The following is a 26546-nucleotide window of genomic DNA, read 5'->3' as shown; positions in this document are numbered from 1 at the left end:
GCTATGCTTTAATTTGGTAAACGTGGTTTGTAATAAAACGGTAGTTTACAAATCGTATTGTTTAATTTTTCGGTAAAGCGTACGTTCACTTATACCAAGTTCGGCAGCTGCTAATTTACGCTTTCCGCTGTGACGTTCTAACGATTTTTTAATTAATTCCAATTCTTTATCATGGATAGATAAGGTTTCTTCTTCCTCTATTTCTTCAGCAAAATGATATTTATCTTGTGCCGTTGTTGTTTCTTCAGTAGGAGAAGAACGCTCTGGAATAGAAAGTAATTCGGTGTCGTTAATGCTTTCTTCAAAATCTTCGACATCTTCATCATCGTCTCCATAGATTTTCTGAATTAGGCTTTCGTTTTTCTTCTCGACATCTTTGGAGTTCCCATTCTTCATGAGTTCCATAGTGAGTTTCTTCAAATCGTTTAAGTCTGCTTTCATATCAAAAAGCACCTTGTATAGAATTTCGCGTTCGCTACTAAAATCACTTTCAGATTTAGATGTTTTAATTACCGCAGGTAAATTAGCGCCCGATGTAGGTAAATAACCGTGAAGAGTTTCAGCGCTAATGGTTCTATTTTGTTCTAAAACGGAAACTTGTTCGGCGATGTTTCGTAACTGACGAATATTACCACTCCAGCGATGTTTTATAAGCACCTGCACGGCATGGTCGGTAAGTTTAACCGTTGGCATTTTATATTTTAAAGCGAAATCGCTAGCAAATTTCCGGAATAATAAATGGATATCATCTTGACGCTCTCTAAGCGGTGGTAAGTTAATATCTACCGTACTTAGACGGTAATAAAGATCTTCACGAAATTTTTCTTTCTGTATAGCTTCAAACATATTAACGTTTGTTGCGGCCACAATACGCACGTTGGTTTTTTGTACTTTACTAGAACCTACTTTTAAAAACTCACCGTTTTCTAAAACACGTAATAAACGCACTTGGGTGGTTAGTGGTAGCTCGCCAACTTCATCTAAAAAAATGGTGCCGCCATCGGCAACTTCAAAATAACCTTCTCGGGTTTGAGTAGCACCTGTAAAAGCACCTTTTTCGTGTCCAAAAAGCTCTGAGTCTATGGTGCCTTCTGGTATAGCGCCACAGTTTACTGCAATATATTTATTGTGCTTTCTATGCGATAATTGATGTATGATTTTGGGAATACTTTCTTTACCAACACCACTTTCACCAGTAACCAAAACCGAAATATCGGTTGGTGCTACTTGTATGGCTTTTTCTATGGCTCGGTTTAGCGTTGGTGTATTACCAATAATGCCAAAACGTTGTTTTATTGCTTGAACTGATTCCATGTTTTTAATTATTCATTGATAATGCGATGCCTTCTCCAATTAATGTTGCGCTGGTGCAGTCTTTGACTTGGACGTTTACAAAATCACCAATTTTAAAGTCGCCTTTCGGGAATACGCAAACCACGTTTTGTGAGGTACGTCCAGACCATTGTTCGGTAGATTTTTTCGATTCTTTCTCGATTAAAACTTCCACCGTGGTATTTAAAAATTCCTTGGTTCTAAATTCACTGTGTTCGCGTTGTAAATCTACAATATCTTGTAAACGACGCTTTTTTATAGGTTCTGGCACATCGTCTTCCATATTACGTCCGGCCATTGTTCCTGGGCGTTCCGAGTAGGTAAACATGTAGCCAAAGTTATATTTTACATATTTCATTAATGATACCGTATCTTGAAAGTCCTCCTCAGTTTCTGTCGGAAAACCAACAATCATATCCTGGCTTATGGTACATTTTGGAATAATACTTCGGATGTTATCTATGAGTTCGAAATATTCTTCACGGGTGTGTAAACGGTTCATCGCTTTTAAAATACGATTGCTTCCACTTTGAACAGGTAAATGAATATGGTTACAAATATTTTGATGTTTCGCCATCGTTTCAACCACATCTAAAGTTAAATCTTGTGGGTTCGATGTTGAAAAACGAATACGCATTTTAGGTTTCGCTATAGCACATAAATCTAATAATTTAGCAAAATTTACGGCCGTTGCTTTTTGAATGTCGCTGGCTTTTTCGAAGTCTTTTTTAAGTCCGCCACCATACCAAAGGTAACTGTCTACGTTTTGCCCAAGAAGCGTTATTTCTTTATAACCACGGTTCCAAAGATCGGTAATTTCTTCTAAAATACTTTGAGGATCTCTACTGCGTTCGCGACCTCGTGTAAAAGGTACCACGCAAAAGGTGCACATATTATCGCAACCTCGAGTTATAGAAACAAAAGCGGTAACACCGTTAGAATTTAAACGTACTGGCGAAATATCACCATAGGTTTCTTCTTTAGAAAGAATCACATTTATGGCATCTCGACCTTCGTCAACTTCGGCTAATAAGTTTGGTAAATCTTTATATGCATCTGGGCCAACCACTAAATCAACAATTTTTTCTTCTTCAAGAAATTTTGTTTTTAATCGCTCGGCCATACATCCTAAAACACCCACTTTCATTTTTGGGTTAATGTCGCGTTTTACAGCGTTATATTTTTCTAATCGTTTCCGCACCGTTTGTTCGGCCTTATCCCGAATAGAGCAAGTGTTAACTAAAACCAAATCGGCCTCTTCTAGTTTTTGTGTGGTATTAAAGCCTTGAGTCTTCATGATAGAAGCCACAATTTCACTGTCGCTAAAATTCATTGCGCAGCCGTAGCTTTCAATAAAAAGTTTGCGTGTATTGCCTGCTTTATTTTCTATATCTAAAGCTTGGCCTTGTTTTTTTTCGTCTATAATCTTTTCCATAGTTTGCTAGAAACTCGTATCATTCAATAAGTATGCAAAGATACAATTAATTTAGGTTTGGTGACAAAGTGGCAGTTTAATTTTAAGAGTATTTTATAATGTAGTATTTGATGAAATATTAAATATCGAGACTGCTTGTTCGCTTTAACATATTTTGAAAGAGAAGCTTCTTTAACAGGTGAAATCATCATTTTAAAAAAGGTTTATAAAACAAGCAATTTAAAGATGAAATGAGCTTGTCTTATCGTCGCTATTCAATCAAAAGACGTGATTCCGCTTCAGAATTCATTATTGACGATTGGTGGTAATACCTCATGTCAATACGAGTATCTACAAAATAATGTAAATTTAACTATCGCTATATGCTTGTTAATGCAGTACATCGTTTAAATAAAAATTTAAAATCCTGCTTTGAGTAGGATTTTTTTTTGATTTTAACATAAAGGATTATCTTCGCTGCCTAACCAGTAATTAAACCTTATATAATGAATACCATTACCAGTATAATTGAAAAAATTAACAATGCAAAGCAGCTCGATTTTGGCTCAATATTTGGCGAAGCCATTGAGTTATACAAGAAAACCTGGGTGCAAGGCTTTTTACTTCAAATTTTCACATTAGTGATTATGTTGCCACTTATATTAGTGCTTTACGTTCCTTTAATTGGTTTAATGGTGGCGCAACAAGAAAGTGGCTACAACGATCAAGAAGCTTTAAATACTTTTATTGGCGGCATGTCTGTGTTTTATGTGTTGTTTGTAATTATCGGTATATGCGTTTTAGGAACAATAAGCATGGCATTACAAGCATCATTTTTTAGAATAATAAAAAGAATGGATCATGATGAAGCTGTAACGACTTCAGACTTTTTTCACTTCATTAAAGGAAAATATTTAAGTAAAGTATTTGTACTGATGCTTATTGCTATCGGTATTGCGATTCCGTCGGCCTTATTATGCTACATTCCGTTACTTTATACCATGGTGCCTATTTCTTTTTTCACGCTAATATTTGCTTATAATGCAGAGTTTTCTACTGGCGAAATTGTAAAAGCAAGTTTTAAAATAGGAAATAAAAAATGGGGGATTACCCTTGCATTATTTTTGGTAAGTTATTTATGTATTATGGTACTATCTATGATTACTTGCGGATTAGGGTCTTTGTTTTTACAAGCCTTTTTATTACACCCTATATATTTGGTTTATAAAAAGGTCGTAGGTTTTGATGAAACAACAGATGCTATTGAAGAAATAGGGACGTCTATTGAATAAAATGTTACAAATTTAATTTTGAAACTTTTTTTGAAACAAGAATAAAATAGTTCGGTTAATAATAAGGACTATCAAGAATAAAAAAATAAATAAAACCCTGCTTTTTAGGCTAAAAAGCAGGGTTTTGTTGTTAAAAAAAATACAGATACTACGAAAAATAAGGCAGATATACTTTTTTTGATATACATTTGTACCTGTAAAAAATGATTTATGGCGAAGAATTTAGTAATAGTAGAGTCACCAGCGAAAGCGAAAACCATCGAGAAATTTCTAGGAAAAGATTTTAAAGTAGAATCTAGTTTCGGGCATATATCCGATTTACCTTCCAAAGAATTAGGGGTTGATGTTGAGGGTGATTTTGATCCCAAGTATGAAGTATCATCAGATAAGAAAGCAGTTGTAAAAAAACTGAAAGACTTAGCAAAGAAAGCCGAAATGGTTTGGCTAGCAAGTGATGAGGATCGCGAGGGAGAGGCTATTGCTTGGCACTTAGCCGAAACATTAAAACTAGACAAAAAGAAAACAAAACGTATTGTTTTTCACGAAATTACAAAAGCTGCTATTTTAAAAGCAATTGAAAATCCTCGTGGAATTGATTACGATTTAGTAGATGCACAACAAGCACGTCGTGTTTTAGATAGAATTGTTGGTTACGAGCTTTCTCCGGTGTTATGGAGAAAAGTAAAAGGTGGTTTATCTGCCGGCCGTGTACAATCGGTATCGGTTAGACTAATTGTTGAAAAAGAACGCGATATTCAAGGCTTTGCTCCAGTAGCATCGTATAGAATTGATGCTGAATTCTCTAATGAAGATGGCCAATCTTTCAAAGCAAAACTTCCGAAGAACTTTTCAACTAAAGCAGAAGCACAGAAGTTTTTAGAGAAAAATGCTTCAGCCGATTTTAAAGTAGCCGATTTACAGAAAAAACCAGCTAAAAAATCACCAGCAGCACCATTTACAACATCCACACTGCAACAAGAAGCATCTAGAAAATTATATTTCTCGGTAAGTAAAACCATGACAATGGCACAACGCCTATACGAAGCCGGTTTAATTACCTATATGAGAACGGATAGTGTTAATTTATCTGACGAAGCACGAAAAGGTGCAGAAGCAGAAATTAAAGACGCTTACGGAAATAAATACAGTAAACCACGTAACTATAAAGGGAAAGCAAAAGGGGCGCAGGAAGCTCACGAGGCCATCCGTCCAACCAATTTTGCTGTGCATTCGGTAGATATCGATTACGATCAAGCCCGTTTGTACGATTTAATTTGGAAACGTTCTATTGCATCGCAAATGAGCGAGGCTGAATTGGAGCGTACCAATGTTAAAATTAGCGCTTCAACACATAAAGAAACTTTTAGTGCTAATGGAGAGGTGATTACGTTTGATGGTTTCTTAAAAGTATATTTAGAAGGTACCGATGATGAAGATGTTGATGAGCAAGATGGTATGCTTCCAGCAATGAAAACAAACGAAACCCTACTGAATAGTTATATTACAGCAACCGAACGTTATACACGTCCGCCAGCAAGATATACAGAGGCTTCTTTAGTTAAGAAGTTGGAAGAGTTAGGTATCGGTCGTCCGTCTACTTACGCGCCAACCATTTCAACCATTCAAAATAGAAATTACGTTGAAAAAGGTACTGTTGATGGTGAAGAACGAAGCTATTCGCAATTAAAACTTCAAGATGGTAATGTAAAGGATGTGACTTTATCAGAGAAAGTGGGGTCAGATAAAGGGAAGTTAGTTCCAACAGATATTGGAATGATTGTAACCGACTTTTTGGTGAATCATTTCGAATCTATTTTAGATTATAGTTTTACAGCAAAAGTAGAAGCTGATTTTGATGAAATAGCAGAAGGGAAAGAGGATTGGAAAAAAATGATGAAATCGTTTTATAATAATTTCCATCCCATTGTTGAAGATGTAAAAGAAAATGCAGATAGAGAATCTGGCGAACGTATATTAGGTGAAGATCCTAAAACAGGTAAGCGCGTAAGTGTACGTTTAGGGAAGTTTGGACCAATGGTTCAAATAGGAACGGTAGATGATGAAGAAAAACCGCAGTTTGCAAGTTTAAGTCCAGATCAACAATTAAATTCTATTACTTTCGAAGAAGCGATGGATTTGTTTCAACTTCCTAAGAATTTAGGGAATTTTGAAGACGAAGAAGTGGTGGTAAATAATGGACGTTTTGGACCTTACGTTAAGTTTGGAGATGCTTATGTTTCACTTCCTAAAGGCACCGACCCATTAAGTGTAGAGCTAGATGATGCTATTGTTTTAATAAAAGAAAAACAAAAGGCCGATGCGCCAATTTACATGTATAACGATTTACCTGTTCAAAAAGGAAAAGGTCGTTTTGGTCCATACATTAAATGGAACAACATGTTTATTAATGTGAATAAAAAGTACGATTGGGATAATTTATCAGACGAGGAAATCGTTGAGCTTATTGAAGTTAAAATTCAAAAGGAAATTGATAAAGTAATCCATAATTGGGAAGACGAAGGTATTCGCGTAGAAAAGGCTCGTTGGGGCAGACATAACGTAATTAAAGGCAAAATTAAAGTAGAATTAGCGAAAACTGTTGACGTTACTGAAATGACCTTGGAAGAGGCCGCTAAGCTAATTGAAGCTAAAACGCCAAAGAAAAAAGTAGCCAAGAAAAAGGCAGCACCTAAAAAAGCGGCCGCTAAGAAAACAACAGCGAAAAAGGCTACAACAAAAAAAACAGCAACCAAAAAGAAATAATTTTACGATAAAAACATAAAATAAGGGTTTTATTTGTGATATAAAGTTTTATGTTTATAGCAAATGTTTTCTTTTTTTATTGATATTTGTAAAAAGCAAAACGACATAACTTAGTACATTTTAATGGATTTTAATTTTCTGTCTCCTGTTTCGGACTTTGTGTTAGCGCACAACGAATTACTTTCACCTCAGGCTTTAGGGCGTAAAATAAAGATTCATTCTTCGCAGCAGGGCATGCCCGATCTAGAAGGTGTTCACGTGGCTATTATTGGGGTTTTAGAAAATAGAAACGACATCAATTATATCGGTGAAGAATTTCGTTTAGATGAAATCCGTAATGCCTTTTACAATCTTTTTCCCGGAAGTTGGCACATGAGTATTGCCGATTTAGGCGATATTGAAAAAGGAGAAAGTGTAGATGATACTTACTTCGCCTTAAAAGAAACCATAAACACTTTAGTCAAAAACAAAATAATTCCCATGGTTATAGGAGGATCGCAAGATTTGACCTATCCCATTTATCGCGCCTATGATAATTTGGCGCCTATGGTAAATATTGTGAATGTCGATTCTAAATTCGATTTAGGCGATTCTGCAAAAGGACTGAAAAATAATAGTTTCGTCGGGAAAATCATTTTAGATCAACCATATAATCTCTTTAATTACGCGACTATAGGCTATCAAACCTATTTTAACGCACAAGAAGAGATCGATTTAATGGATAGCCTTTATTTTGAATCCTATCGCTTAGGGCAAGTCTCTCACGATATTACTATTGTAGAGCCCGCTTTACGTGATGCTGATATTGTAAGTGTCGATTTAAATTCAGTAAAAAGTTCCGAAGTAAGTTTAAAACAAAAAGTATCACCTAACGGTTTAGATGGAAAAGAAATTTGTGCCATTGCTCGTTATGCTGGTATAAGCAATAAAGTAACATCATTTGGTATTTACGAGTATAAGCCTTCCAAAGATGATGAAATTACCTCCATGTTGGTTGCACAAATGTTGTGGTATTTTATAGAAGGTGTGAATTATAGGGTTAAAGATGATGATTTCTCGGAAGAAAATACTTACCAAAAATTCATTACCTTGGTCGATTCGGAAGAACTTGTTTTTTACAAGAGTATTAAAACCGGGCGATGGTGGATTGAAATTCCTTTTTTATCTGAAGTCAATAATAAATTAAAGAGGCACACGTTATTACCTTGCATGCATCAAGATTATAAAGATGCCTGTAATAATAAAGTGCCAGAACGTTGGTATAAAGCCATTAGGAAAAATAGCTTATAAATACGAAATATGGCTTAAATGCGCATTTAATCGATGAAATGTAATTTTTTTACGATGAAATGTATTTTTTTTAATTAAAAAGTTGTGTATTACAAAATATATAAATAAGTTTACGCTCTCAAGTTGAAGCTTAAATAATTAACCGCGAGTTTTCTATGATTATGAAGAAGTTTATTTTATTAACCACAGTATTAGCAATGCTAGCCAGTTGCGGCTCTAACGATAGAGGCGAACTAACCGGTGTACAAGGGAAAAAATGGCATCCAGAAAAGCCTTATGGCATGGAGCTTATTCCTGGTGGCGCATTTATCATGGGTAAAGCTGATGATGATTTAGCGGGTGTGCAAGATGCTCCAGCAAAGACGGTTACAGTAAGATCATTTTATATGGATGCTACCGAGATTACAAACAGCGAATACCGTCAGTTTGTAAATTGGGTTAGAGATTCTATTGTTAGAATGAAATTAGCTGTTTTAGCGGATGAAATTGGGAAAATTCCTGACGATGGAGGTATTGGTGAGTTTGCATTTAAAGATGCAGATACAGCAAATATGTCTGTTTACGAAAAATACATGTTTCAAAATTATACAGGATTAGGCCCAACAGGCTATGAAGGTAGAAAGTTGAACAAAGATGTTGATTTAATTTTTGATACAGCTGAATATCCAGATGAGTGGTATGCTGAGGTTATGGATACTATGTATTTGCCTTTAGAAGCGTCTTATAATGGGCAACGTACTTGGGATGTTAATAAATTTAAATTTCAATACAGCTATATGGACATCCAAGAAGCTGCGAAAAATAGAGGTATTAAGCGTGAAGATGCGATTGTAAAAGAAGAAATTAAAATTTACCCAGATACAACGGTTTGGATTAGAGATTTTGCGTATTCGTATAACGAACCAATGCACAACGATTATTTTTGGCATGATGCTTATGGAGACTATCCTGTAGTAGGTATTACTTGGCAACAAGCGAAAGCATTTTGTGAGTGGAGAACCATAAATAAAAATTCGTACCAAAAATCAAGAAAAGGTGCAGCTATGGTAAATACGTTTAGGTTACCATCAGAAGCAGAATGGGAGTATGCCGCACGTGGTGGTCTACAAGCAGCAACATACCCTTGGGGTGGGCCTTACACAAAAAGTGATAGAGGTTGTTTTATGGCAAACTTTAAACCTGTACGTGGGGATTACGCTGCCGATCAAGCATTATATACCGTAGAAGCAAAATCATACGAACCAAACGATTATAATTTATATAATATGTCGGGTAATGTTTCAGAATGGGTGAACGCATCATACGATCCTTCATCATACGAATACACTTCTAGTATAAATCCAAGTGTAAACGATAGAGACAATAAACGTAAAATTGTTCGTGGTGGGTCATGGAAAGATGTTGCTTACTTTTTACAGGTAAGTTCAAGAGATTACGAGTATGCAGATTCTGCAAGAAGTTATATAGGTTTTAGAACCGTTCAAGATTATATGGGGACACAAGTAACTAAGAACGGAAACTAATCTATTTTATATTTAATCAAATCAAATCAAATCAAATCAAATCAAAATAAATTTAATTAATTAACCTACTTAAGTATTCGTACTTAAACTTAAAATTTAAAAATTATGGCAAAGTCAAAAACAGGTAAAAGATTCATGAATATGGCCTATGGATTAGGTGCAGCAGTGGTAATTGTTGGAGCTTTATTCAAAATTATTCACTTTCAAATTGGTCCATTAACAGGTAACGTCATGTTAACTATTGGTCTTGTTACCGAAGCAATTATATTTGCATTATCAGCATTTGAACCTGTTGATGATGAATTAGACTGGTCATTAGTATACCCAGAATTAGCTGGAGGAGCAGGATCTAAAAAAGAAGCTGTTCAAAATCAAGACGCTGAAGGTTTATTATCTAAAAAATTGGATAACTTATTGAAAGAAGCTAAAATTGATGGAGAATTAATCGCAAGTTTAGGAGATAGTATCAAAAACTTTGAAGGCGCAGCAAAAAATATTGGGTCTACTGTAGATTCTATTGAAGCAACTAAAAAATATGGTGAAGAGTTATCTTTAGCAGCAGCACAAATGGAATCGTTAAACGGTTTATACAAAGTGCAATTAGAAAGTGCTAGCAAACAAGCCAGCATTAATGAAGAATCTGTTGAGAATGCCGCTAAATTGAAAGAGCAAATGCAATCTCTAGCATCAAACTTATCATCTTTAAACGGAGTTTACGGCGGAATGTTATCTGCAATGAATAAATAATTAATTAGGCGAGTTAATAATCCCAAATCTTATTATTAATCAACCACAAAAAAACCTAATTAACTATGGCAGGAGGAAATTTATCACCTAGACAAAAAATGATTAACCTGATGTACCTCATATTTATTGCGATGTTAGCATTAAATATGTCGAAAGAAGTACTTTCAGCATTCGGAATCATGAACCAAAGACTTGAAGAATCAAACGAGTCGGCAGAAATAAGAAACAAAGCATTTGTAAATAACTTAAAGTTAAAAGCAGATGAGCAACCAGAAAAATACGAACCTTTAAAAGCTAAAGGTGAAGCTTTAGATCAATTGGCTTCAAACTTCAATGTTTACATTGAAGAATTAAAAGGAAAAATGATTGCAACAGTAGACGATCCTGAAGAATACGAAAGTATGGATAAGGGAGATTACTTAGATCAAAACTTTTTTAAAGGTGGTGTTTTAACACCAGAAGCTAAAGAATTCAAAGCACAAATTGTAACCTTTAGAGAAGGTGTTATTAAGTTATTGGAAGGCCAAAAAGGCATGGAAGAGGTTGTTAAATCTGTGAAAGACAAATTTAATACTGATGATGTTAAACGTGGCGCTGGAAAAGTAGAATGGTTAGATCATAACTATAAAGGGTTTCCTTTAGTAGCGTCTTTAACTAAAATGACACAACTTCAATCGGATGTTAAAGCAACCGAGTCTGAAATCTTAGGCAACATGTTACAAGGTACATTATCTAGCGAGGTGTCTATGACAAACTATACAACGTTAATGGAAACGTCTAAATCGGCTTACTTTAATGGTGAGCAGTTCGACGGACAAATTGTTTTAGGTCGTACAGATGCGTCTACAAAACCAAGTCGTGTGGAGTTAACTTTAGACGGTAGAAAATTATCTGAAGATCAATACTCTATTGAAGGTGGAAAAGTGAAGCTTAAAATAGGAACAGGTGGTGTTGGAGAACATAAAATTGCAGGAGCTTTATATTTTGCTCAAGATGGTGAAGAGGTAGAAGTACCTGTTAAATCATCGTTTGCAACGGTTTCTAAACCAAACTCTGCAACTATTTCTGCAGATAAAATGAATGTAGTATATAGAGGTGTTAAAAATCCAATGACTATTTCATTTGCTGGTATTCCTGATAATAAAGTAAGCGCAAGCGCACAAGGTTTATCAAGAGGATCTGGAAGTAGCTACACCATGGATGCTACTAAAATTCAGGGTAGAGAAGTAACCATTAATGTTTCTGGAACTTTACCTGATGGTGGAAAAGTTGGAGATAAAGCAACATTTAGAATTAAAGATCTACCAAAACCAACGGGAACTGTAAGAGGGGAAGATGGTGCTGTAAAAATGCAACGTAACAGTCTTGAAATTTCTACTATTGGTGCTAAGTTTGACGATTTTGATTTTGAATTGCCATTACGTGTTACAGGTTTTAAATTTAAAGTACCAGGGCAACCAACAATAAATGTTAGTGGAAATAAATTAGATGGTAGAGCAAAAGGGGCGTTGCGTAAAGCAAAACGTGGTTCAGATATTACTATCTTTGATATCAATGCTAAAGCTACCGGTGTAAGTGTAATACTTAAAAAAGTATCACCGATTATTATCGAGCTTACAAACTAAAAAAGTATAAATAACGTTTAGTTATTACTGAATAAAAGTAGGACAGGATAAAACATCTTAGGTAAAATCTATTTTATTTAAGATGTTTCATTAAAAACAATAAATAGTAAGCACATGAATTTGAAAAGTTTTTTATTAACCGTAACAACTGTTTGTACAGTGTCTGGTGCATTTGCTCAAGCAAATATTTTAAACGCTAAAAGCCCAGAAGAAATTGGTGTTAGAACCGCTGCTCAAAAGGCTGTTGATAATGATAAACCTTTAGAATACGGCTATGTAGATGATAGAGATATTCTGTTTTCTAAAATGACTTGGGAAAAAATAGTTTTAGACGAGCGTGCAAACTTTCCATTGTATTACCCTGTAGATACTAATAATATTAGTAGTAACAGACGTTCATTATATGATGTTTTAATGAAGAACATCAAAAATGGAAATATTGAAAATATTTATGACGACTCTTACTTTAATGGTAAAAGAACGTTATTGGATATAGAATCTGCTTTAGTAAAAGTAGATACTACAGAGTATGGTATCGAGCAATTAAATGCAGGTGAAACATTATCTGCAGAATATATTAACAAAAGAAGTATTACATCTGCCGAAATTAGAGAATACCATATTAAAGGACTTTGGTACTTTGATAAACGTCAAGCTGAAATGAAATACCGTTTATTAGGTATTGCTCCTGTGGCACCAGATGTTAACTTTATTGATGACGCTGAGCCAGACTTAGTAGAGCTATTTTGGATTTTCTTCCCAGATGCTCGTAAAGTTCTACACGAAGCAAAATCCTTTAATAACAAAAATAGTTCTATGCCATTTTCTTTCGACCACATTTTAAACGCAAGACGTTTTCAAGGGTATACTTATAAAGAAGAAAATGTACAAGGTGATAGAGCAGTATCAGAATATATTTCGAATAATGCTTTAATGCAATTGTTAGAGTCTGATAGAATTAAAGATAAAATTAGAGATTTTGAATTAGATATGTGGACATATTAAATTCTAGATCTTATTAAAATATAAAACGCTCACTTTTAAGTGGGCGTTTTTTTGTTAAATAAAGTGCGTAAATATTTATCTTCGTAGCGTATGAAAGTAGATTATATTATTGTAGGAATAGGCTTAGCCGGTATTAGTTTTTGCGAACAATTAAAAGCGCATAACAAAAGTTTTATAGTGTGCGATAATGCATCACAGCAGTCGTCTACGGTGGCTGGAGGTTTGTACAACCCGGTGGTGCTAAAACGTTTTACATCGGTATGGCAAAGCGATGCACAGTTGGAACTCGCTTTACCTATGTATAAAGTTTTAGAAGACAGGTTAAAGGTAAAACTCGATCATAAAATACCTGTTTATAGGAAGTTTGCTTCGGTGGAAGAGCAGAATGATTGGTTTACAGCTTCCGATAAACCAGCGCTTAGCAAATACCTTTCTACATCGTTAATTAAGAATACCAATAATGGTATAAATGCTTCGTTTGGTTTTGGTGAAGTTTTAGAAACAGGTAGAATTGATGTGAAAACATTAATTGAAGCCTATAAAGCCGATCTAAAAGCTGAAAACCTACTAATTACAGAAGGTTTTGATTATGATGCTGTAACTGCTGAAAACTCTGGAGTTACTTATAAAAACATACAAGCCAAACATATTGTTTTTGCTGAAGGTTTCGGGGTAACTAAAAATCCGTTTTTTAGTGATTTACCTTTAGTGCCTACAAAAGGAGAGTTGCTTACTATTTTGGCTCCTGAATTAAAAATGAATTTTGTATTGAAAGCCGGTGTGTTTTTAATTCCGTTGGGAGACGATCTATATACTGTTGGCGCAACTTACGATTGGCATGATACCACACACGATACCACCAAAAAAGCAGAGAAGGAACTATTAGATAAACTGATAAAAGTGATTGACTGTGAGTTTGAAGTTGTGAACCAAGTGGCAGGAATTCGGCCTACGGTGAAGGATAGACGTCCGTTAGTAGGGCAACATCAAACACTTAAAAATCTTTATGTTTTAAATGGTTTAGGAACACGTGGTGTGATGATTGGACCTGCAATGGCTAAATCTCTTTTTGAATTTATTGAAGCAGGAACACCTTTAGATAAAGAAATTAATATTGAACGTTTTTTATAGCCTAAAAAAGGAACTCACAATTTTAGACTGTTTTTAGTAAACGAGCCTCGCGTTAGGGATTGATGCGGCATCCTTTTTTTGAACTTTCGGATTAATGCTGATATTTTAAAAAGGCCTTGAGTTTTATGGTGAAATATGCGCTGTAAAAAGAGACTTTAAAAAAAGATATAGCGGAAAGCCCGACCCTTGGGTAACGCCCAAATAGAGAAATAGGTTTTATTTTTTTACTAATTTTTTGTCGTAACTCATAAAAAGGTTAATCCAAATATTTCTAGATACACGCATAATTACAGGCATAAATGCAACGAGAGTTACTATGATAGAAATAAAAATACCGTTTAAACTAGCATTGAAAATTAAACTACTTATAACGTAGGCGGCAACGGCAAAAGCAATGCCCACACCGTAACTAACGTACATGGCGCCATAAAAGAACGAGGGTTCTATTTTGTATTTTGTGTTACAGCAGCTGCAATTTTCGTGCATGCTTAGCGTTTCGGAAAGCGCATAGGGGTTGCTGTTTTTGTACATGGATTCGCCGTGACATTTTGGGCAAGATCCTGTGAAAATACTATATAATTTTGAGCCTTTTTTAAACATAATATTTGTGTATTTTTGCAAACGCATTTACAGGGCAAAAGTACAGATTTTTCAATTAACCCACTGTAATAAAAGTTACATTTCTATGATGAACATTCATAATTTATCGGTCTCATTTCAAGGCGAATACTTATTTGAAGATATTACGTTTAAACTCGGGAACGGTGATAGAATCGGCCTTATTGGTAAAAATGGTGCAGGAAAATCAACCATGCTTAAAATTCTGTCGAAGGAAATGGAACCTGATACAGGGCAAATTGCAGCTGATAAGGAACTTAAAATTGGTTTCTTAAAACAGGATATCGATTTTATATTAGGTCGCACCGTTTTAGAAGAAGCTTACGAGGCTTTTGTTGAAATCAAGGAACTAGAAGCTAAAATGGAGACGGTAAATACGCAAATGGCGGAACGTACCGATTATGAAAGTGAGGGTTACAACCAGTTAATGATTGATATTAACGATTTGCAACACCAATACGATATTTTGGGCGGTTATAATTACCAAGGTGATACGGAAAAGATTTTGCAAGGTTTAGGATTTAAACGCGAAGATTTTACCAAACTAACCGATACGTTTTCGGGAGGATGGCGTATGCGTATTGAGCTGGCGAAATTACTATTACAAAACAACGATATTTTACTGCTGGATGAGCCTACCAATCACTTGGATATTGAATCTATTATTTGGTTGGAAGGATTTTTAAGAAATTATACAGGAGCAGTAGCTATTGTGTCGCACGATAAAATGTTTTTAGATAATGTAACGAATAGAACTATTGAAATTTCGTTAGGGCGCATTTATGATTATCCGAAACCTTATTCGCAATTTTTAGTATTGCGTGAAGAGTTGCGTACGCAACAATTAGCCTCGCAAAAAAATCAGCAAAAGCAAATTGAGCAAACCGAGAAGCTTATAGAAAAGTTCCGTGCGAAAGCATCGAAAGCAACTATGGCGCAATCGCTGATTAAAAAGTTAGATAAAATTGATAGAATTGAGGTTGATGAAGATGATAATAGTGTGATGACACTTAATTTCCCGGTATCTATTACGCCAGGAAAAGTGGTTGTAGAAACTAATCAGATTTCAAAAAATTACGGAAGTAATCAAGTTTTAAGTGCTATTGATTTATTGATTGAACGCGATACAAAAACGGCATTTGTTGGGCAGAATGGTCAAGGAAAATCGACGCTGGCCAAAATTATGGTGGGCGATATTCAACATGATGGTGAATTGAAATTGGGACATAATGTGCAAATTGGATATTTTGCTCAAAACCAAGCCGAGTATTTAGATGGTAATAAAACTGTTTTAGATACTATGATTGATGCGGCAAACGAAACCAACCGTAGCAAAGTGCGTGATATTTTAGGATCGTTTCTATTTAGAGGAGACGAGGCTGAAAAGTATGTACGTGTCCTTTCAGGAGGGGAACGAAACCGTTTGGCGTTGGCAAAATTAATGCTGCAACCGTTTAACGTGTTGATTATGGATGAGCCAACAAATCACTTGGATATTAAATCGAAAAACGTATTGAAAGAGGCTTTAAAACGTTTTGAAGGTACCTTGATTTTAGTATCGCATGATCGTGATTTTCTACAAGGCTTAACGCACACGGTTTACGAATTTAAAGATCAACAAATTAAGAAATACTTAGGGGATATTGATTATTATTTAGAGAAACGTAATGTTGATAGTTTACGTGAGGTTGAAAAACGTACCATTATCAAGGAAACTCCGAAGGAGAAAAATCAACAATCGTACGAAGATCAAAAGAAAATGAAGTCTTTGAATAACAAATTGAGCAACGTGGAGTCTAAAATAAACGACATGGAGCGCAAGATTAAAAAGATTGATGCCGAACTTGAACTTAATTATGAAGAAGTATCTTCTAAGCCTAATTTCTTTGATAATTACCAGAAAATGAAAACCGATTTACAGGGGTTCATGCAAAAATGGGAAGATATCCAGATGGAAATTGAAGCATTCGAAAGCTAATCAATTTTTCTATGTTTAGACGAGTTTCATTCAACGTTTTTCTTAGATTATTAAGGTAAATAGAATGTTTTTATCTTAATTTTAAGACAATGAAAGTTTTATAATGCCTGTTGGAATAAGGTTTCCTGCGTTTTTTAAGTTTCTTTTATGTTTTTTTTAACTTTTTGGTAGTTGGTATTAGGTAATTTTACAAACAGATTATCTAAACTAAAAACATGCGCAAAATTATACTTTCAGGCCTTGGAATTCTATTCATTGTGGTCTCCTTTTTTATTGCTAAAAAACTGATAGACGAAAAAAACAAACCCAAGCCTGTAAAGGAGAAAGTGGTAAAAACGGTATTGATAGATACTGTGGCGAACGGTACAGTTCAAATTATAATTCCTGCGAATGGGAGTTTAGTTGCCAAGCGCCGTTTAGAGATTTATGCAGAAGTTCAAGGCTTGTTTAAATCTTCTAAAACGCTTTTTAAACCCGGACAAATATATTCTAAAGGACAGACTTTAGTGCGCATCGATGCCTCGGAACACTACGCCAGTGTACAATCTGAAAAAAGTAATTTATATAACGATATTGCGGCTATAATGCCTGATTTGCGTTTAGATTTTCCTGAAGTTTTTCAAAAATGGCAAAACTATCTTACAGGTTTTGATTTGAATAAAACAACACCGCAGTTACCTGAAATAACTTCGGATAAAGAAAATTATTTTATCACCGGTCGTGGTATTATTTCTAGATATTACAATGTTAAAAATCTAGAACAACGCCTTTCAAAATATAATATTTATGCACCCTTTTCTGGTATTTTAACTGAGGCTTTAATTACGGAGGGAACTTTAGTAAGAAGTGGACAAAAATTAGGAGAATTTATCGATACGTCGGTTTACGAAATGGAAGTGGCGCTTAATGAAAATTACGCAAACTTAGTAAAAGTGGGCGAAGAGGTTGCGCTTACTAATTTAGATAAAACACAAACGTACACCGGTAAAGTTTCTCGTGTAAACGGAAGCGTAGATGCTACCACACAAACCATTACAGCCTATATTGATGTTACGGATAGTAATTTAAAGGAAGGGATCTATTTAGAAGCTAATTTAAATGCGAAACAAGAGCAAGACGCTATTGAAATAGATAGAAACTTACTATCGGAAAGCAATGAGATTTTTATTGTTCGCGATAGTTTGTTGGACCTTATAAAAGCAAAACCTGTTTATTTTTCAGACACAAAAGTGGTTTTAAAAAATGTACCTAATGGCACCATTATTCTTAAAAAACCAGTGCCAGGCGCTTATGCAGGCATGCTGGTAAAGCCTTTTAAAGGAACTGATAAAACGGGAAATAAATAATGAGAAAATTAATCAGTTATTTTATTAAGTATCACGTTGCTGTAAATATTTTTATTTTGGCATTTTTCGTGTTTGGAACACTTGGTATATTGTCTCTTAAATCCTCATACTTTCCTTTAACCGAATCTAAAATTATTAATATTAGTGTTGCCTATCCGGGAGCCTCTCCTCAAGAAATAGAAGAAGGAGTTGTACTTAAAATTGAAGATAATCTTAAAGGATTACGTGGTGTAGACCGGGTAACTTCAGTGTCTAGAGAAAATAGTGGTGCCATAACAGTAGAGATTGAAAAAGGTGAAAATATAGATTTCATGCTTTTGGAAGTTAAAAATGCGGTAGATCGTGTGCCTTCTTTTCCATCAGGAATGGAACCGCTTATTGTAGCCAAACAAGAGGCTGTACGAGAGACGATTTCTTTCGCTTTAAGCGGAAATAATATTCCTTTAGCAACTTTAAAACAATTAGGTCGACAAGTTGAAAATGATTTACGAGCGCTCGAAGGCGTTTCGCAAATTGAAGTTTCGGGATATCCGGATGAAGAAATTGAAATAGCAGTTAACGAAGCAAGTTTACTAGCATACAACATTAGTTTTTCCGATGTATCGAAAGCAGTAAGCGCGTCTAATATTTTAGTTACAGGTGGTAATATTAAAACCGATGCCGAAGAATATTTAATTCGAGCTAATAATAGATCGTACTACGGAAAAGAATTGTCATATATCGTTGTAAAAGCCACCAGTGATGGAAAAGTAGTGCGTTTAGGTGATGTTGCCGTTATTCGAGATCGTTTTTCTGAAACACCAAAATCTACTTATTTTGATGGTGAATTAGCGGTTGATATTTCAGTAACTAGTACCAATAATGAAGATTTAATTTCTTCCGCCGAAAAAATTAAAACCTATATAGAAGGTTATAATCAAAGTCATAATAACGTTAAAATCCATATCGTTCGAGATTTATCGATCACTCTAAATCAAAGAACCCAATTATTGACAGAGAATGCCATTGTTGGGATGATTTTAGTATTGGTTTTCTTATCCTTATTTTTAAATACGCGTTTGGCGTTTTGGGTCGCTTTTGGTTTACCGGTTTCCTTTTTAGGGATGTTTATTTTTGCCGCTCAATTTGATGTCACCATCAACGTGCTATCCCTTTTCGGAATGATTATCGTGATTGGTATTTTAGTGGATGATGGTATTGTAATAGCCGAAAATATTTATCAGCATTACGAAAAAGGTAAAACACCAATTCAAGCAGCAATCGATGGGACTATGGAAGTTATTCCACCTGTTGTATCCGCTATTATTACAACTTTATTAGCCTTCTCGTTATTCCTGTTTTTGGATAGTAGAATTGGTGAGTTTTTCAGTGAAGTCTCCGTTATCGTAATTTTAACTTTAGTGGTTTCATTAGTGGAAGCTTTGATTATTTTACCAGCGCATTTAGCGCATTCCAAAGCACTTCGGAAACCGGTTGAAGATGAAAATCCATCTAAATTAAAACAGTTTTTCTCTAAAATGAGAATCATTAATAAAATGGGCGATCGGTTTATGACGTTTCTACGTGATAAGGTTTATAGTCCGTGTTTAGATTTTGTTTTAGAATACAAAATGCTATCATTAAGCTTTTTTATTGGAATTTTAATACTCACTATGGGCGCTATTGGAGGCGGTGTTATTGGAGTTACATTATTTCCATCTGTGGCCAGTGATCGTGTTTCTGTAGAATTAGATATGCCTAACGGAACCAATGTTAAGGTAACAGATTCTATTATTTCCATGATAGAAGAAAAAGCCGTTATTTTAAATAAAGAATTAACAGAAGAGTATCTTAAAGGTACCGGCAAGGAGTTGTTCGAAAATATTATTGTTTCCTTAACAAGTTCGTCAAGCGGGCAATTACGTATTAATATGCTACCTGGAGAAGAGCGTCCGAATAGCATTAGTGCAACTTTAGTTACCAATAGGCTACGCGAAGCAGTAGGCCCCGTTATTGGTACCGAGCGTTTAATTTTTGGTTCTGGTGGTAATTTTGGAGGAAGTCCCGTTTCAGTATCACTTTTAAGTAATAATATTGAAGAGTTAAAGGCGGCTAAATTAGAAATGAAAGAAGTTCTAAAAACCAATCCATTATTAAAGGATGTAGAAGATAATGATCCTGCGGGTATTAAGGAAATTCGTTTAGAATTAAAAGAAAGCGCCTATTTAATGGGGTTAGACTTACAAGCGGTTATGCTGCAAGTACGTTCTGGGTTTTTCGGGGTGCAAGCACAGCGTTTTCAGCGTGGTCAAGATGAAATTAAAGTTTGGGTGCGTTATGATTTAACCAACCGACAATCGATAAATAATTTAGACGATATGCGTATTGTAACGCCTTCGGGGGCGCGTGTATCATTAAAGGATATTGCGACTTACACTATTGAACGTGGCGATGTGGCTATAAATCACTTAGAAGGTCAACGTGAAATTCAAGTTTCTGCAGATTTAAAAGATCCGAATACAAGTACAACAGATATTATTGACGATATTAAGGCAAATGTAATTCCTGAAATTCAATCAAGATATCCAACTATTTCAGCATCATTTGAAGGACAAAACAGAGAGGCTTCCAAGTTATCTAAATCACTTAAAGCCGCTGGAATTCCTATTTTATTACTGATATATATAACCATTGCGTTTACCTTCCGAAGTTATAGTCAACCACTATTACTGATGCTATTAGTGCCTTTTAGTTTAACGGCAGTAGCTTGGGGACATTGGATTTTAGGTTTTCCTGTAAATATTTTATCATTATTAGGAATTATTGCATTAATTGGTATTATGGTGAATGATGGTTTGGTGTTAATCGGGAAATTTAATGCGAATTTAAAAGAAGGGATGTCTTTCGATTTAGCTCTTTCCGACGCCGGAAAATCTAGATTTAGAGCTATTTTCTTAACCTCGTTAACCACCGTTGCAGGTTTGGCACCTTTATTACTTGAAAAAAGTAGACAAGCCCAATTTTTAAAACCCATGGCCATTTCAATTTCATTCGGAATCGCTTATGCCACCGTTTTAACCTTATTAGTTTTACCGCTATTTTTAGCTTTCAGTAATGGTATTAAAAAGAATACCAAATGGTTAGCTACAGGAGAAAAAGTGACTAAAGAAGAAGTTGAACGTGCCATTAAAGAACAAAAAGAAGAAGATGAACATTAAATTTGTTTTTTTAAGTCTAGTATTAATAACGCAAACATCGCTGTTTGCACAGGAATTAATAACGCCGGAAAAAGCCGTAAGCTTGGCTTTAGATAATAACTACGGTATTAAATTGGCTAAGACTGATGTGGAAATCGCTGAAAATAATGCTGATATTTTAAATTCTGGTTTTTTACCAACCCTTACGGGGAATGCGGGTGCAAACTATAATTTAGACGATACAGAGGTTGGGTTTTCTGACGGAACAGACCGGGTTTTGAAAGGTGCTGAAAGTTCGAGTTATAATGCCAGTACAAATTTGAATTACACTTTATTTGATGGTTTAGGACGTTCTTACGATTACAAGCAATCTAAAGAAAACTTACAATTAACCGAGTTGCAAGCTCGAGAAACTATCGAGAATACCATTATACAGTTGTTTTCCATTTATTATAATGTGGCAGAATTGCATGAGAATTCGAGTGCTATTACTCAAACCTTGGCTATCTCTAAAGATCGTTTGGTGAGAGCGCAATATCAATTCGATTACGGACAAAGCACCAAATTAGCAAGCCTTAACGCCGAAGTTGATATTAATAATGATAGTATTAGTTTAATGAATGCCCAACAGCAATTGCAAAATGCTAAACGTGATTTGAACTTTGTATTAGGAAATTCATTAGCACCAGATTTTTCTGTTGAATCGGATATCGCATTTAATACCTTATATGATAAAGAGGAATTGTTACAGAATGTGAAAACGAGTAACATTAATATCTTACAGGTAAACAAAAACATAGACATTAATACTTTAAGCGTAAAATCTCAAGCATCGGCTTATTTGCCTACAATAGGTTTAACGGGAAGTTATGGATGGAACAAAAACAATAATAATGCAGCCTCTTTTTCTAGTTATTCTATAAATACAGGGTTTTCAGGAGGGGTAAATTTTAGTTGGAATTTATTCGATGGAGGTAGTACTATTACCAACGTTAGAAATGCTAAAGTAAACTTGGAGGCACAAAATATTCAAAAGGAACAACTTTTAGTATCTGTTGAACGCGATTTTAATAATGCTTGGGACGATTACCAAAACAAGCTGAATATTTTTAAACTTCAAGAAGATAACATTAAAACCGCTCAGAATAACTTTGATAGAACCGAAGAAAAATTTAAGATTGGTCAAGTTAATTCCATAGAATTTAGACAAGCCCAACTTAATTTACTAAACGCAGAGCTTAGCAGAAATCAAGCAAAGTACACCGCAAAAGTAGCCGAATTACTTATGTTGCAAATTAGTGGGCAGCTTTTAAATGTAAGGTTTTAAAGAGCTTGTAAACGGAGTGTGAGCTAAAGATGAGTTGTAATTGTCGTACAAATTGATGTTACTTATCCTTTTAAAAAGGTATTTCAACGATGTATAAATGTTAAAATTTAGTGCGTTTCAGCGAATAAAATAGTTTTTAATCTATCTATGGGGTACTTTCGTACAAGAGAGAACAATAAAAACCCCATTCTATGAAAACTTTAAAACTTATTTTAATTTGTTGCCTAGTAACAAGTTATTCGTTTGCAAATGTATCGTCGGTAGAAAAAAATGCGTTAATCGCGTTGTATAACTCCACAAATGGAGCTGCATGGCACACCACATGGAATTTAAGATCTCCAGTAAATACATGGCATGGTGTAACAGTGAAAGATAATAATGTTGTAGAAATCAATCTTCAATTTAATAACCTAGTAGGTGAATTGCCAAGTGAGATAGGAGATTTAGCGGAACTAAGAGTTTTTAATTTAGGATTCAATAAAATTTCGGGTGAATTGCCAGTGGCCTTAGCAAAATTAACAAAGTTAACCGCCTTAGAATTATTTATGAATAAGCTTGTAGGAGATATTCCTACGGAACTCGGACAATTAAAACAATTAGAATACTTAAGATTATATAGCAATCAGCTAACAGGTGACTTACCGGAATCATTAATGCAACTTACTAATTTAAAAGAACTATTATTAAGCAGTAATTATATAACAGGTTCTATTCCAACTCAAATTCATGCCTTAGTAAAATTAGAAAAGCTAGGTTTAATGGATAATAGAATGGAAGGTGAAATACCAGCCGAATTAGCACAACTTAATAACTTAGAAGAATTGATACTTGCTGTAAATCAATTTACAGGAAATCTGCCAATAGAATTTATACGTTTAACACAGCTAAAAACATTAATGGTGAGCGACAACAACCTAAACCAAGAGTACGTTTCAGTTTCAGGTAGTGGTCCGCAAAGCTTATCTATGATGTTATCAGAATCTGCAACAGCAGAGATGGACATCGAAAAAGAATAAAACTCGAAGTGTTTTTTATAATTAATAAGAAGAAAAGGTAGTCGTTATGGCTACCTTTTTTTTGTTTATATAACTTCGCTTAGAATGATTTGGAATATTTGTATAACGTATTTTCATCAATATTAATTATAAAGTATATAGACTTCAATAAGTCTAAAGAAAAATGATTTTTTTTATTCATTATAACTCACACGTTTTAAATAGCTTAGTATTTAGTTTAATTTTTTTCTATTTAAATGCTTGTTATATCTAAAAAGGGTTGTATATTTGCAGTCGGAAATAATTTGATTGGTATTATGAGCCAAGAGTTAAAAGCTAAGTAAATTATTTCTAGATTATATCGCGGGATAGAGCAGTAGGTAGCTCGTCGGGCTCATAACCCGAAGGTCACTGGTTCGAGTCCAGTTCCCGCTACAAAGATTAAAAGTATTAAAAACAACGGTTTAGTTTTCTCTAAGCCGTTTTTTTATGCTTAATTTAAAAGAATTAATTACCTTAGATGCACAAAATGAATACGAAAGTGCATACGATTTGTCAGTAAACAAAAAATTTTCAACTCCAAAGATCTATTCAGGGAATGGCGATTTAAAAAAGCGCTGGTATCTCTATTTTTCGTATAGGCACCCAAAAACCGGTAAATTAAAACGGGTAACTCCTTTTTATGGCAATGCCAACAAGTATAAAACAAAGGAGGAAAGACTCTCTGTTCTGGTTACTTATAGAAAAGTGTTGTTGAAGCTATTGAAACAAGGCTATAACCCTTATGCCGATAACACTGAATTATATCAAAGATTGCATTCACAGGAAAAAAACAAAGAATCCGAAGTTCATGATAAAGCAGAAATCAAAGATTTGGGGGTCGAGTTAGAAAAACCTGCAATGACCTTGAAAGAAGCTTTTGATTTTGGGTTGAAGCAAAAAGAGAAGCTCGTCAATTCAACCACAAAAAGAGGCTATGCCAATCATATTAAGAATTTTTTAGAATGGCTTAATACTAATCATTCAGAAATTAAAACCATAGATGCATTAAATAAACAAATAGTTTCTGCGTTTTTGAATGATGTTTTAGATAAGACGAGTTCACGAAATAGGAATAATTACCGAACGGATTTGAGTAGTATCATGCAGGTATTGGAAGATAATGATATTTTAAAGTCAAACTTCATCAAAAAAATACCTGTGCTAAAATCGATACCAGAGCGTAACAAAACCTATACAGACAATGATCAAGAAGCTATTTTCGATTATTTAGAAAAGAAAGACTCCATGCTTTTACTCTATATAAAGTTTATCTCCTACAATTTTTTACGTCCTATTGAGGTTTGTAGACTTACTGTAGGTGATATTAATGTAGCAGATAGAACCATCCAGTTCAAAGCAAAGAACAGTCCTCTAAAGACTAAAATTATTCCAGAAATATTGTGGGATGATTTACCAGATTTATCAAAATTTGATAAGGATATGGTTTTGTTCACTCCCGAACAAATTGGAGGTATGTGGGAAACCGAAGTAGGGAACAGAAGGGATTATTTCTCAAAACGCTTCAAGCGGGTGGTAAAAGATCATTTTGGGTTGGGTAAAAACCATGGATTATATAGTTTTAGGCATACCTATATAACCAAACTTTACCGTGCCCTGATGAAAGGATCATCACCATTTGAGGCTAAAAGTAAACTCATGCTGATAACTGGTCATTCTTCTATGTCAGCGCTTGAAAAATACCTTAGAGATATTGATGCTGAATTGCCTGAGGATTATTCTAAAATGTTAAAGACATCATGAGTGAAACCCCTTTAGAACATTTTTTTATGGGATTGATTCCCAACCTATGGGAAGTGCTGTTGTTCTTTATTCCCGATAAAAATTTTACTAAAGAAATTAAGGATGCACTATATGTTAAAGGTATAGGGAAAATAACCGGTAAGATTCTGGTTATGGATACCACGCAAGGCCCTATGCCTTATAAAACAGGGAGAGACAATAAATATGCTTTGTTTAAAGCGTCAAAGTTGGAAAGAAACCTCTACAAATTATTGGAAGAGAGAAACAATGGCGAGTTGTCTAATTTCAATTATATTTTGGATAAATATTATGAACAAGTGGAGTGTATATTTTATATAACCGATTGGATGAACAGGAACATAAAGCAAGTGTCAAATACAGATAATACGGTAAAAGGGCTGTTCGAGATCCAAACTGTTTATTACAAAAAGCACTTGGAAACCTTTATAAAACATTTTTATCCAAATAGGCAAGCCGTTCCTCAAGGTAAATTTGATGTATTAGGAAAAATACAGACTTATTTTCCAGATATTTCAAAACAGTATATAAAGCCACTTGATAATACAGATAATAATAACTGTGATTAAGTTCAAGATTTACCTAACGTTGATAGTAAATCATTGAAAAAATCTAAAAAACATTCAGTAATTACAGAAAAGGAAGCGGAAAAACTATTGTTGGAACGCGTTTTTTGTTTAGACAAAAAAATATTAAAGTGAAAAATTATACGTAAATTTAACGTTCAATTTACGTATAATTATGAAAAAAACAGAAGTTTGCTTGCATTGTGGAGATGAATATATTCCAAAAAGGCGTGGTGCTCAAAAATTCTGCACCAATTCCTGCCGAAGTAGACATTGGCAAACAAAACAAAGCAATAAAACCAATGAAGTAGTATTAAGCAAAGTTGAAAATACAGTTGAAAAGCAAGGAGCAAAGGTTGAAGCAATGAGTTTTGCCGGTGTTGGAAATGCAGCAGCTGGTGTGGCGGTTGTTGATGGTTTGAAAAGCTTGCTCACAGCTAAGGAAAACAAAGCCGCTACTAAAAAAGATATACAGGAGCTCAAAACACTTATAATTGGGCGTTTTTTACCAATAAATAATATTAGTATAGATTCAATGGGGAGGTGTCCCTTCTATGATGTTGAGACTGGGAGTGTGGTATATATGTGATTTTTAAG

General features: G+C 34.6%; 19 protein-coding genes and 1 tRNA gene. 17 read left to right on the top strand and 3 right to left on the bottom strand.

What is annotated here, in order from left to right; translation table 11 throughout:
* Positions 1–45: 45 nt before the first annotated feature.
* A complete protein-coding gene (locus QWY92_RS10340) occupies positions 46–1314 on the bottom strand; it encodes a sigma-54 interaction domain-containing protein (RefSeq protein ID WP_290270943.1) in 1269 nt (422 codons plus the stop codon).
* 4 nt (positions 1315–1318) lie between these two features.
* Positions 1319–2767 carry a tRNA (N6-isopentenyl adenosine(37)-C2)-methylthiotransferase MiaB gene (gene miaB / locus QWY92_RS10335; RefSeq protein WP_290270941.1) on the bottom strand — a complete coding sequence of 483 codons (1449 nt, stop codon included), beginning with the start codon at positions 2765–2767 and terminating at the stop codon, positions 1319–1321.
* Between the two features lie 485 nt (positions 2768–3252).
* Between miaB and QWY92_RS10330 the strand changes: the two genes are divergently transcribed.
* The 8 genes from QWY92_RS10330 (at position 3253) to QWY92_RS10295 (ending at position 14122) form a co-directional block, all read left to right on the top strand.
* Positions 3253–4038, top strand: coding sequence for a hypothetical protein (locus tag QWY92_RS10330; RefSeq protein ID WP_290270940.1), 786 nt, complete (start codon positions 3253–3255; stop codon positions 4036–4038).
* Between the two features lie 210 nt (positions 4039–4248).
* A complete protein-coding gene (gene topA / locus QWY92_RS10325; protein WP_290270939.1) occupies positions 4249–6801 on the top strand; it encodes a type I DNA topoisomerase in 2553 nt (850 codons plus the stop codon).
* Between the two features lie 123 nt (positions 6802–6924).
* Complete coding sequence (locus tag QWY92_RS10320) at positions 6925–8091, top strand: formimidoylglutamase (protein ID WP_290270937.1); 1167 nt, start codon at positions 6925–6927, stop codon at positions 8089–8091.
* Between the two features lie 161 nt (positions 8092–8252).
* Entirely contained in the window at positions 8253–9614 is a 1362-nt protein-coding gene (gene porK / locus QWY92_RS10315) for a T9SS ring complex lipoprotein PorK/GldK (RefSeq protein ID WP_290270935.1), read from the top strand.
* A gap of 105 nt (positions 9615–9719) precedes the next feature.
* Positions 9720–10361 (top strand): type IX secretion system motor protein PorL/GldL, encoded by a 642-nt coding sequence (gene porL, locus QWY92_RS10310; RefSeq protein WP_290270933.1) that lies wholly within the window; start codon positions 9720–9722, stop codon positions 10359–10361.
* A gap of 65 nt (positions 10362–10426) precedes the next feature.
* Positions 10427–11986 (top strand): type IX secretion system motor protein PorM/GldM, encoded by a 1560-nt coding sequence (gene porM, locus QWY92_RS10305; RefSeq protein WP_290270930.1) that lies wholly within the window; start codon positions 10427–10429, stop codon positions 11984–11986.
* Positions 11987–12100: 114 nt separating this feature from the next.
* On the top strand, positions 12101–12991 hold the full coding sequence (gene porN, locus QWY92_RS10300; protein ID WP_290270928.1) for a type IX secretion system ring subunit PorN/GldN: 891 nt from the start codon (positions 12101–12103) through the stop codon (positions 12989–12991).
* 90 nt (positions 12992–13081) lie between these two features.
* A complete protein-coding gene (locus tag QWY92_RS10295) occupies positions 13082–14122 on the top strand; it encodes an NAD(P)/FAD-dependent oxidoreductase (protein WP_290270926.1) in 1041 nt (346 codons plus the stop codon).
* Between the two features lie 216 nt (positions 14123–14338).
* Here QWY92_RS10295 and QWY92_RS10290 read toward each other — a convergent pair whose 3' ends face one another.
* Entirely contained in the window at positions 14339–14722 is a 384-nt protein-coding gene (locus QWY92_RS10290) for a DUF983 domain-containing protein (protein WP_290270924.1), read from the bottom strand.
* Positions 14723–14807: 85 nt separating this feature from the next.
* On the opposite strand from QWY92_RS10290, the gene QWY92_RS10285 reads away from it, so the two are divergent.
* The 9 genes from QWY92_RS10285 to QWY92_RS10245 all read left to right on the top strand — a co-directional run bounded on the left by QWY92_RS10285 (position 14808) and on the right by QWY92_RS10245 (position 26538).
* Complete coding sequence (locus QWY92_RS10285; RefSeq protein WP_290270922.1) at positions 14808–16718, top strand: ABC-F family ATP-binding cassette domain-containing protein; 1911 nt, start codon at positions 14808–14810, stop codon at positions 16716–16718.
* A 215-nt stretch (positions 16719–16933) separates the two neighbouring features.
* Positions 16934–18064, top strand: a complete 1131-nt coding sequence (locus QWY92_RS10280) for an efflux RND transporter periplasmic adaptor subunit (protein ID WP_290270920.1) — start codon at positions 16934–16936, stop codon at positions 18062–18064.
* Positions 18064–21261, top strand: coding sequence for an efflux RND transporter permease subunit (locus tag QWY92_RS10275; protein WP_290270918.1), 3198 nt, complete (start codon positions 18064–18066; stop codon positions 21259–21261). The genes QWY92_RS10280 and QWY92_RS10275 overlap by 1 nt, the downstream gene beginning before the upstream one ends.
* Positions 21251–22567 (top strand): TolC family protein, encoded by a 1317-nt coding sequence (locus QWY92_RS10270; RefSeq protein WP_290270916.1) that lies wholly within the window; start codon positions 21251–21253, stop codon positions 22565–22567. Before QWY92_RS10275 ends, QWY92_RS10270 begins: the two co-directional genes overlap by 11 nt.
* A gap of 191 nt (positions 22568–22758) precedes the next feature.
* A complete protein-coding gene (locus tag QWY92_RS10265; RefSeq protein ID WP_290270914.1) occupies positions 22759–23583 on the top strand; it encodes a leucine-rich repeat domain-containing protein in 825 nt (274 codons plus the stop codon).
* 341 nt (positions 23584–23924) lie between these two features.
* Positions 23925–23997 (top strand) — tRNA-Met (locus tag QWY92_RS10260).
* Positions 23998–24051: 54 nt separating this feature from the next.
* Complete coding sequence (locus QWY92_RS10255; RefSeq protein ID WP_290270911.1) at positions 24052–25365, top strand: tyrosine-type recombinase/integrase; 1314 nt, start codon at positions 24052–24054, stop codon at positions 25363–25365.
* A complete protein-coding gene (locus tag QWY92_RS10250) occupies positions 25362–25952 on the top strand; it encodes a hypothetical protein (RefSeq protein WP_290270909.1) in 591 nt (196 codons plus the stop codon). Before QWY92_RS10255 ends, QWY92_RS10250 begins: the two co-directional genes overlap by 4 nt.
* Before the next feature lie 172 nt (positions 25953–26124).
* Entirely contained in the window at positions 26125–26538 is a 414-nt protein-coding gene (locus tag QWY92_RS10245) for a hypothetical protein (RefSeq protein WP_290270908.1), read from the top strand.
* Positions 26539–26546: the final 8 nt, after the last annotated feature.

It is taken from the genome of Algibacter miyuki (genome assembly GCF_030409805.1).
GTDB classification, from domain to species: Bacteria; Bacteroidota; Bacteroidia; order Flavobacteriales; family Flavobacteriaceae; genus Algibacter; species Algibacter miyuki.
Note: the sequence above shows the minus strand (reverse complement) of the source record. Positions and strands in the feature narration are given on the sequence as shown.

Excerpts from the sequence above, each read along its gene's own strand:
- QWY92_RS10340 (WP_290270943.1), bottom strand. The coding sequence starts at position 1,314 with ATGGAATCAGTTCAAGCAATAAAACAACGTTTTGGCATTATTGGTAAT.
- miaB (WP_290270941.1), bottom strand. The coding sequence starts at position 2,767 with ATGGAAAAGATTATAGACGAAAAAAAACAAGGCCAAGCTTTAGATATA.
- QWY92_RS10330 (WP_290270940.1), top strand. The coding sequence starts at position 3,253 with ATGAATACCATTACCAGTATAATTGAAAAAATTAACAATGCAAAGCAG.
- topA (WP_290270939.1), top strand. The coding sequence starts at position 4,249 with ATGGCGAAGAATTTAGTAATAGTAGAGTCACCAGCGAAAGCGAAAACC.
- QWY92_RS10320 (WP_290270937.1), top strand. The coding sequence starts at position 6,925 with ATGGATTTTAATTTTCTGTCTCCTGTTTCGGACTTTGTGTTAGCGCAC.
- porK (WP_290270935.1), top strand. The coding sequence starts at position 8,253 with ATGAAGAAGTTTATTTTATTAACCACAGTATTAGCAATGCTAGCCAGT.
- porL (WP_290270933.1), top strand. The coding sequence starts at position 9,720 with ATGGCAAAGTCAAAAACAGGTAAAAGATTCATGAATATGGCCTATGGA.
- porM (WP_290270930.1), top strand. The coding sequence starts at position 10,427 with ATGGCAGGAGGAAATTTATCACCTAGACAAAAAATGATTAACCTGATG.
- porN (WP_290270928.1), top strand. The coding sequence starts at position 12,101 with ATGAATTTGAAAAGTTTTTTATTAACCGTAACAACTGTTTGTACAGTG.
- QWY92_RS10295 (WP_290270926.1), top strand. The coding sequence starts at position 13,082 with ATGAAAGTAGATTATATTATTGTAGGAATAGGCTTAGCCGGTATTAGT.
- QWY92_RS10290 (WP_290270924.1), bottom strand. The coding sequence starts at position 14,722 with ATGTTTAAAAAAGGCTCAAAATTATATAGTATTTTCACAGGATCTTGC.
- QWY92_RS10285 (WP_290270922.1), top strand. The coding sequence starts at position 14,808 with ATGATGAACATTCATAATTTATCGGTCTCATTTCAAGGCGAATACTTA.
- QWY92_RS10280 (WP_290270920.1), top strand. The coding sequence starts at position 16,934 with ATGCGCAAAATTATACTTTCAGGCCTTGGAATTCTATTCATTGTGGTC.
- QWY92_RS10275 (WP_290270918.1), top strand. The coding sequence starts at position 18,064 with ATGAGAAAATTAATCAGTTATTTTATTAAGTATCACGTTGCTGTAAAT.
- QWY92_RS10270 (WP_290270916.1), top strand. The coding sequence starts at position 21,251 with ATGAACATTAAATTTGTTTTTTTAAGTCTAGTATTAATAACGCAAACA.
- QWY92_RS10265 (WP_290270914.1), top strand. The coding sequence starts at position 22,759 with ATGAAAACTTTAAAACTTATTTTAATTTGTTGCCTAGTAACAAGTTAT.
- QWY92_RS10255 (WP_290270911.1), top strand. The coding sequence starts at position 24,052 with ATGCTTAATTTAAAAGAATTAATTACCTTAGATGCACAAAATGAATAC.
- QWY92_RS10250 (WP_290270909.1), top strand. The coding sequence starts at position 25,362 with ATGAGTGAAACCCCTTTAGAACATTTTTTTATGGGATTGATTCCCAAC.
- QWY92_RS10245 (WP_290270908.1), top strand. The coding sequence starts at position 26,125 with ATGAAAAAAACAGAAGTTTGCTTGCATTGTGGAGATGAATATATTCCA.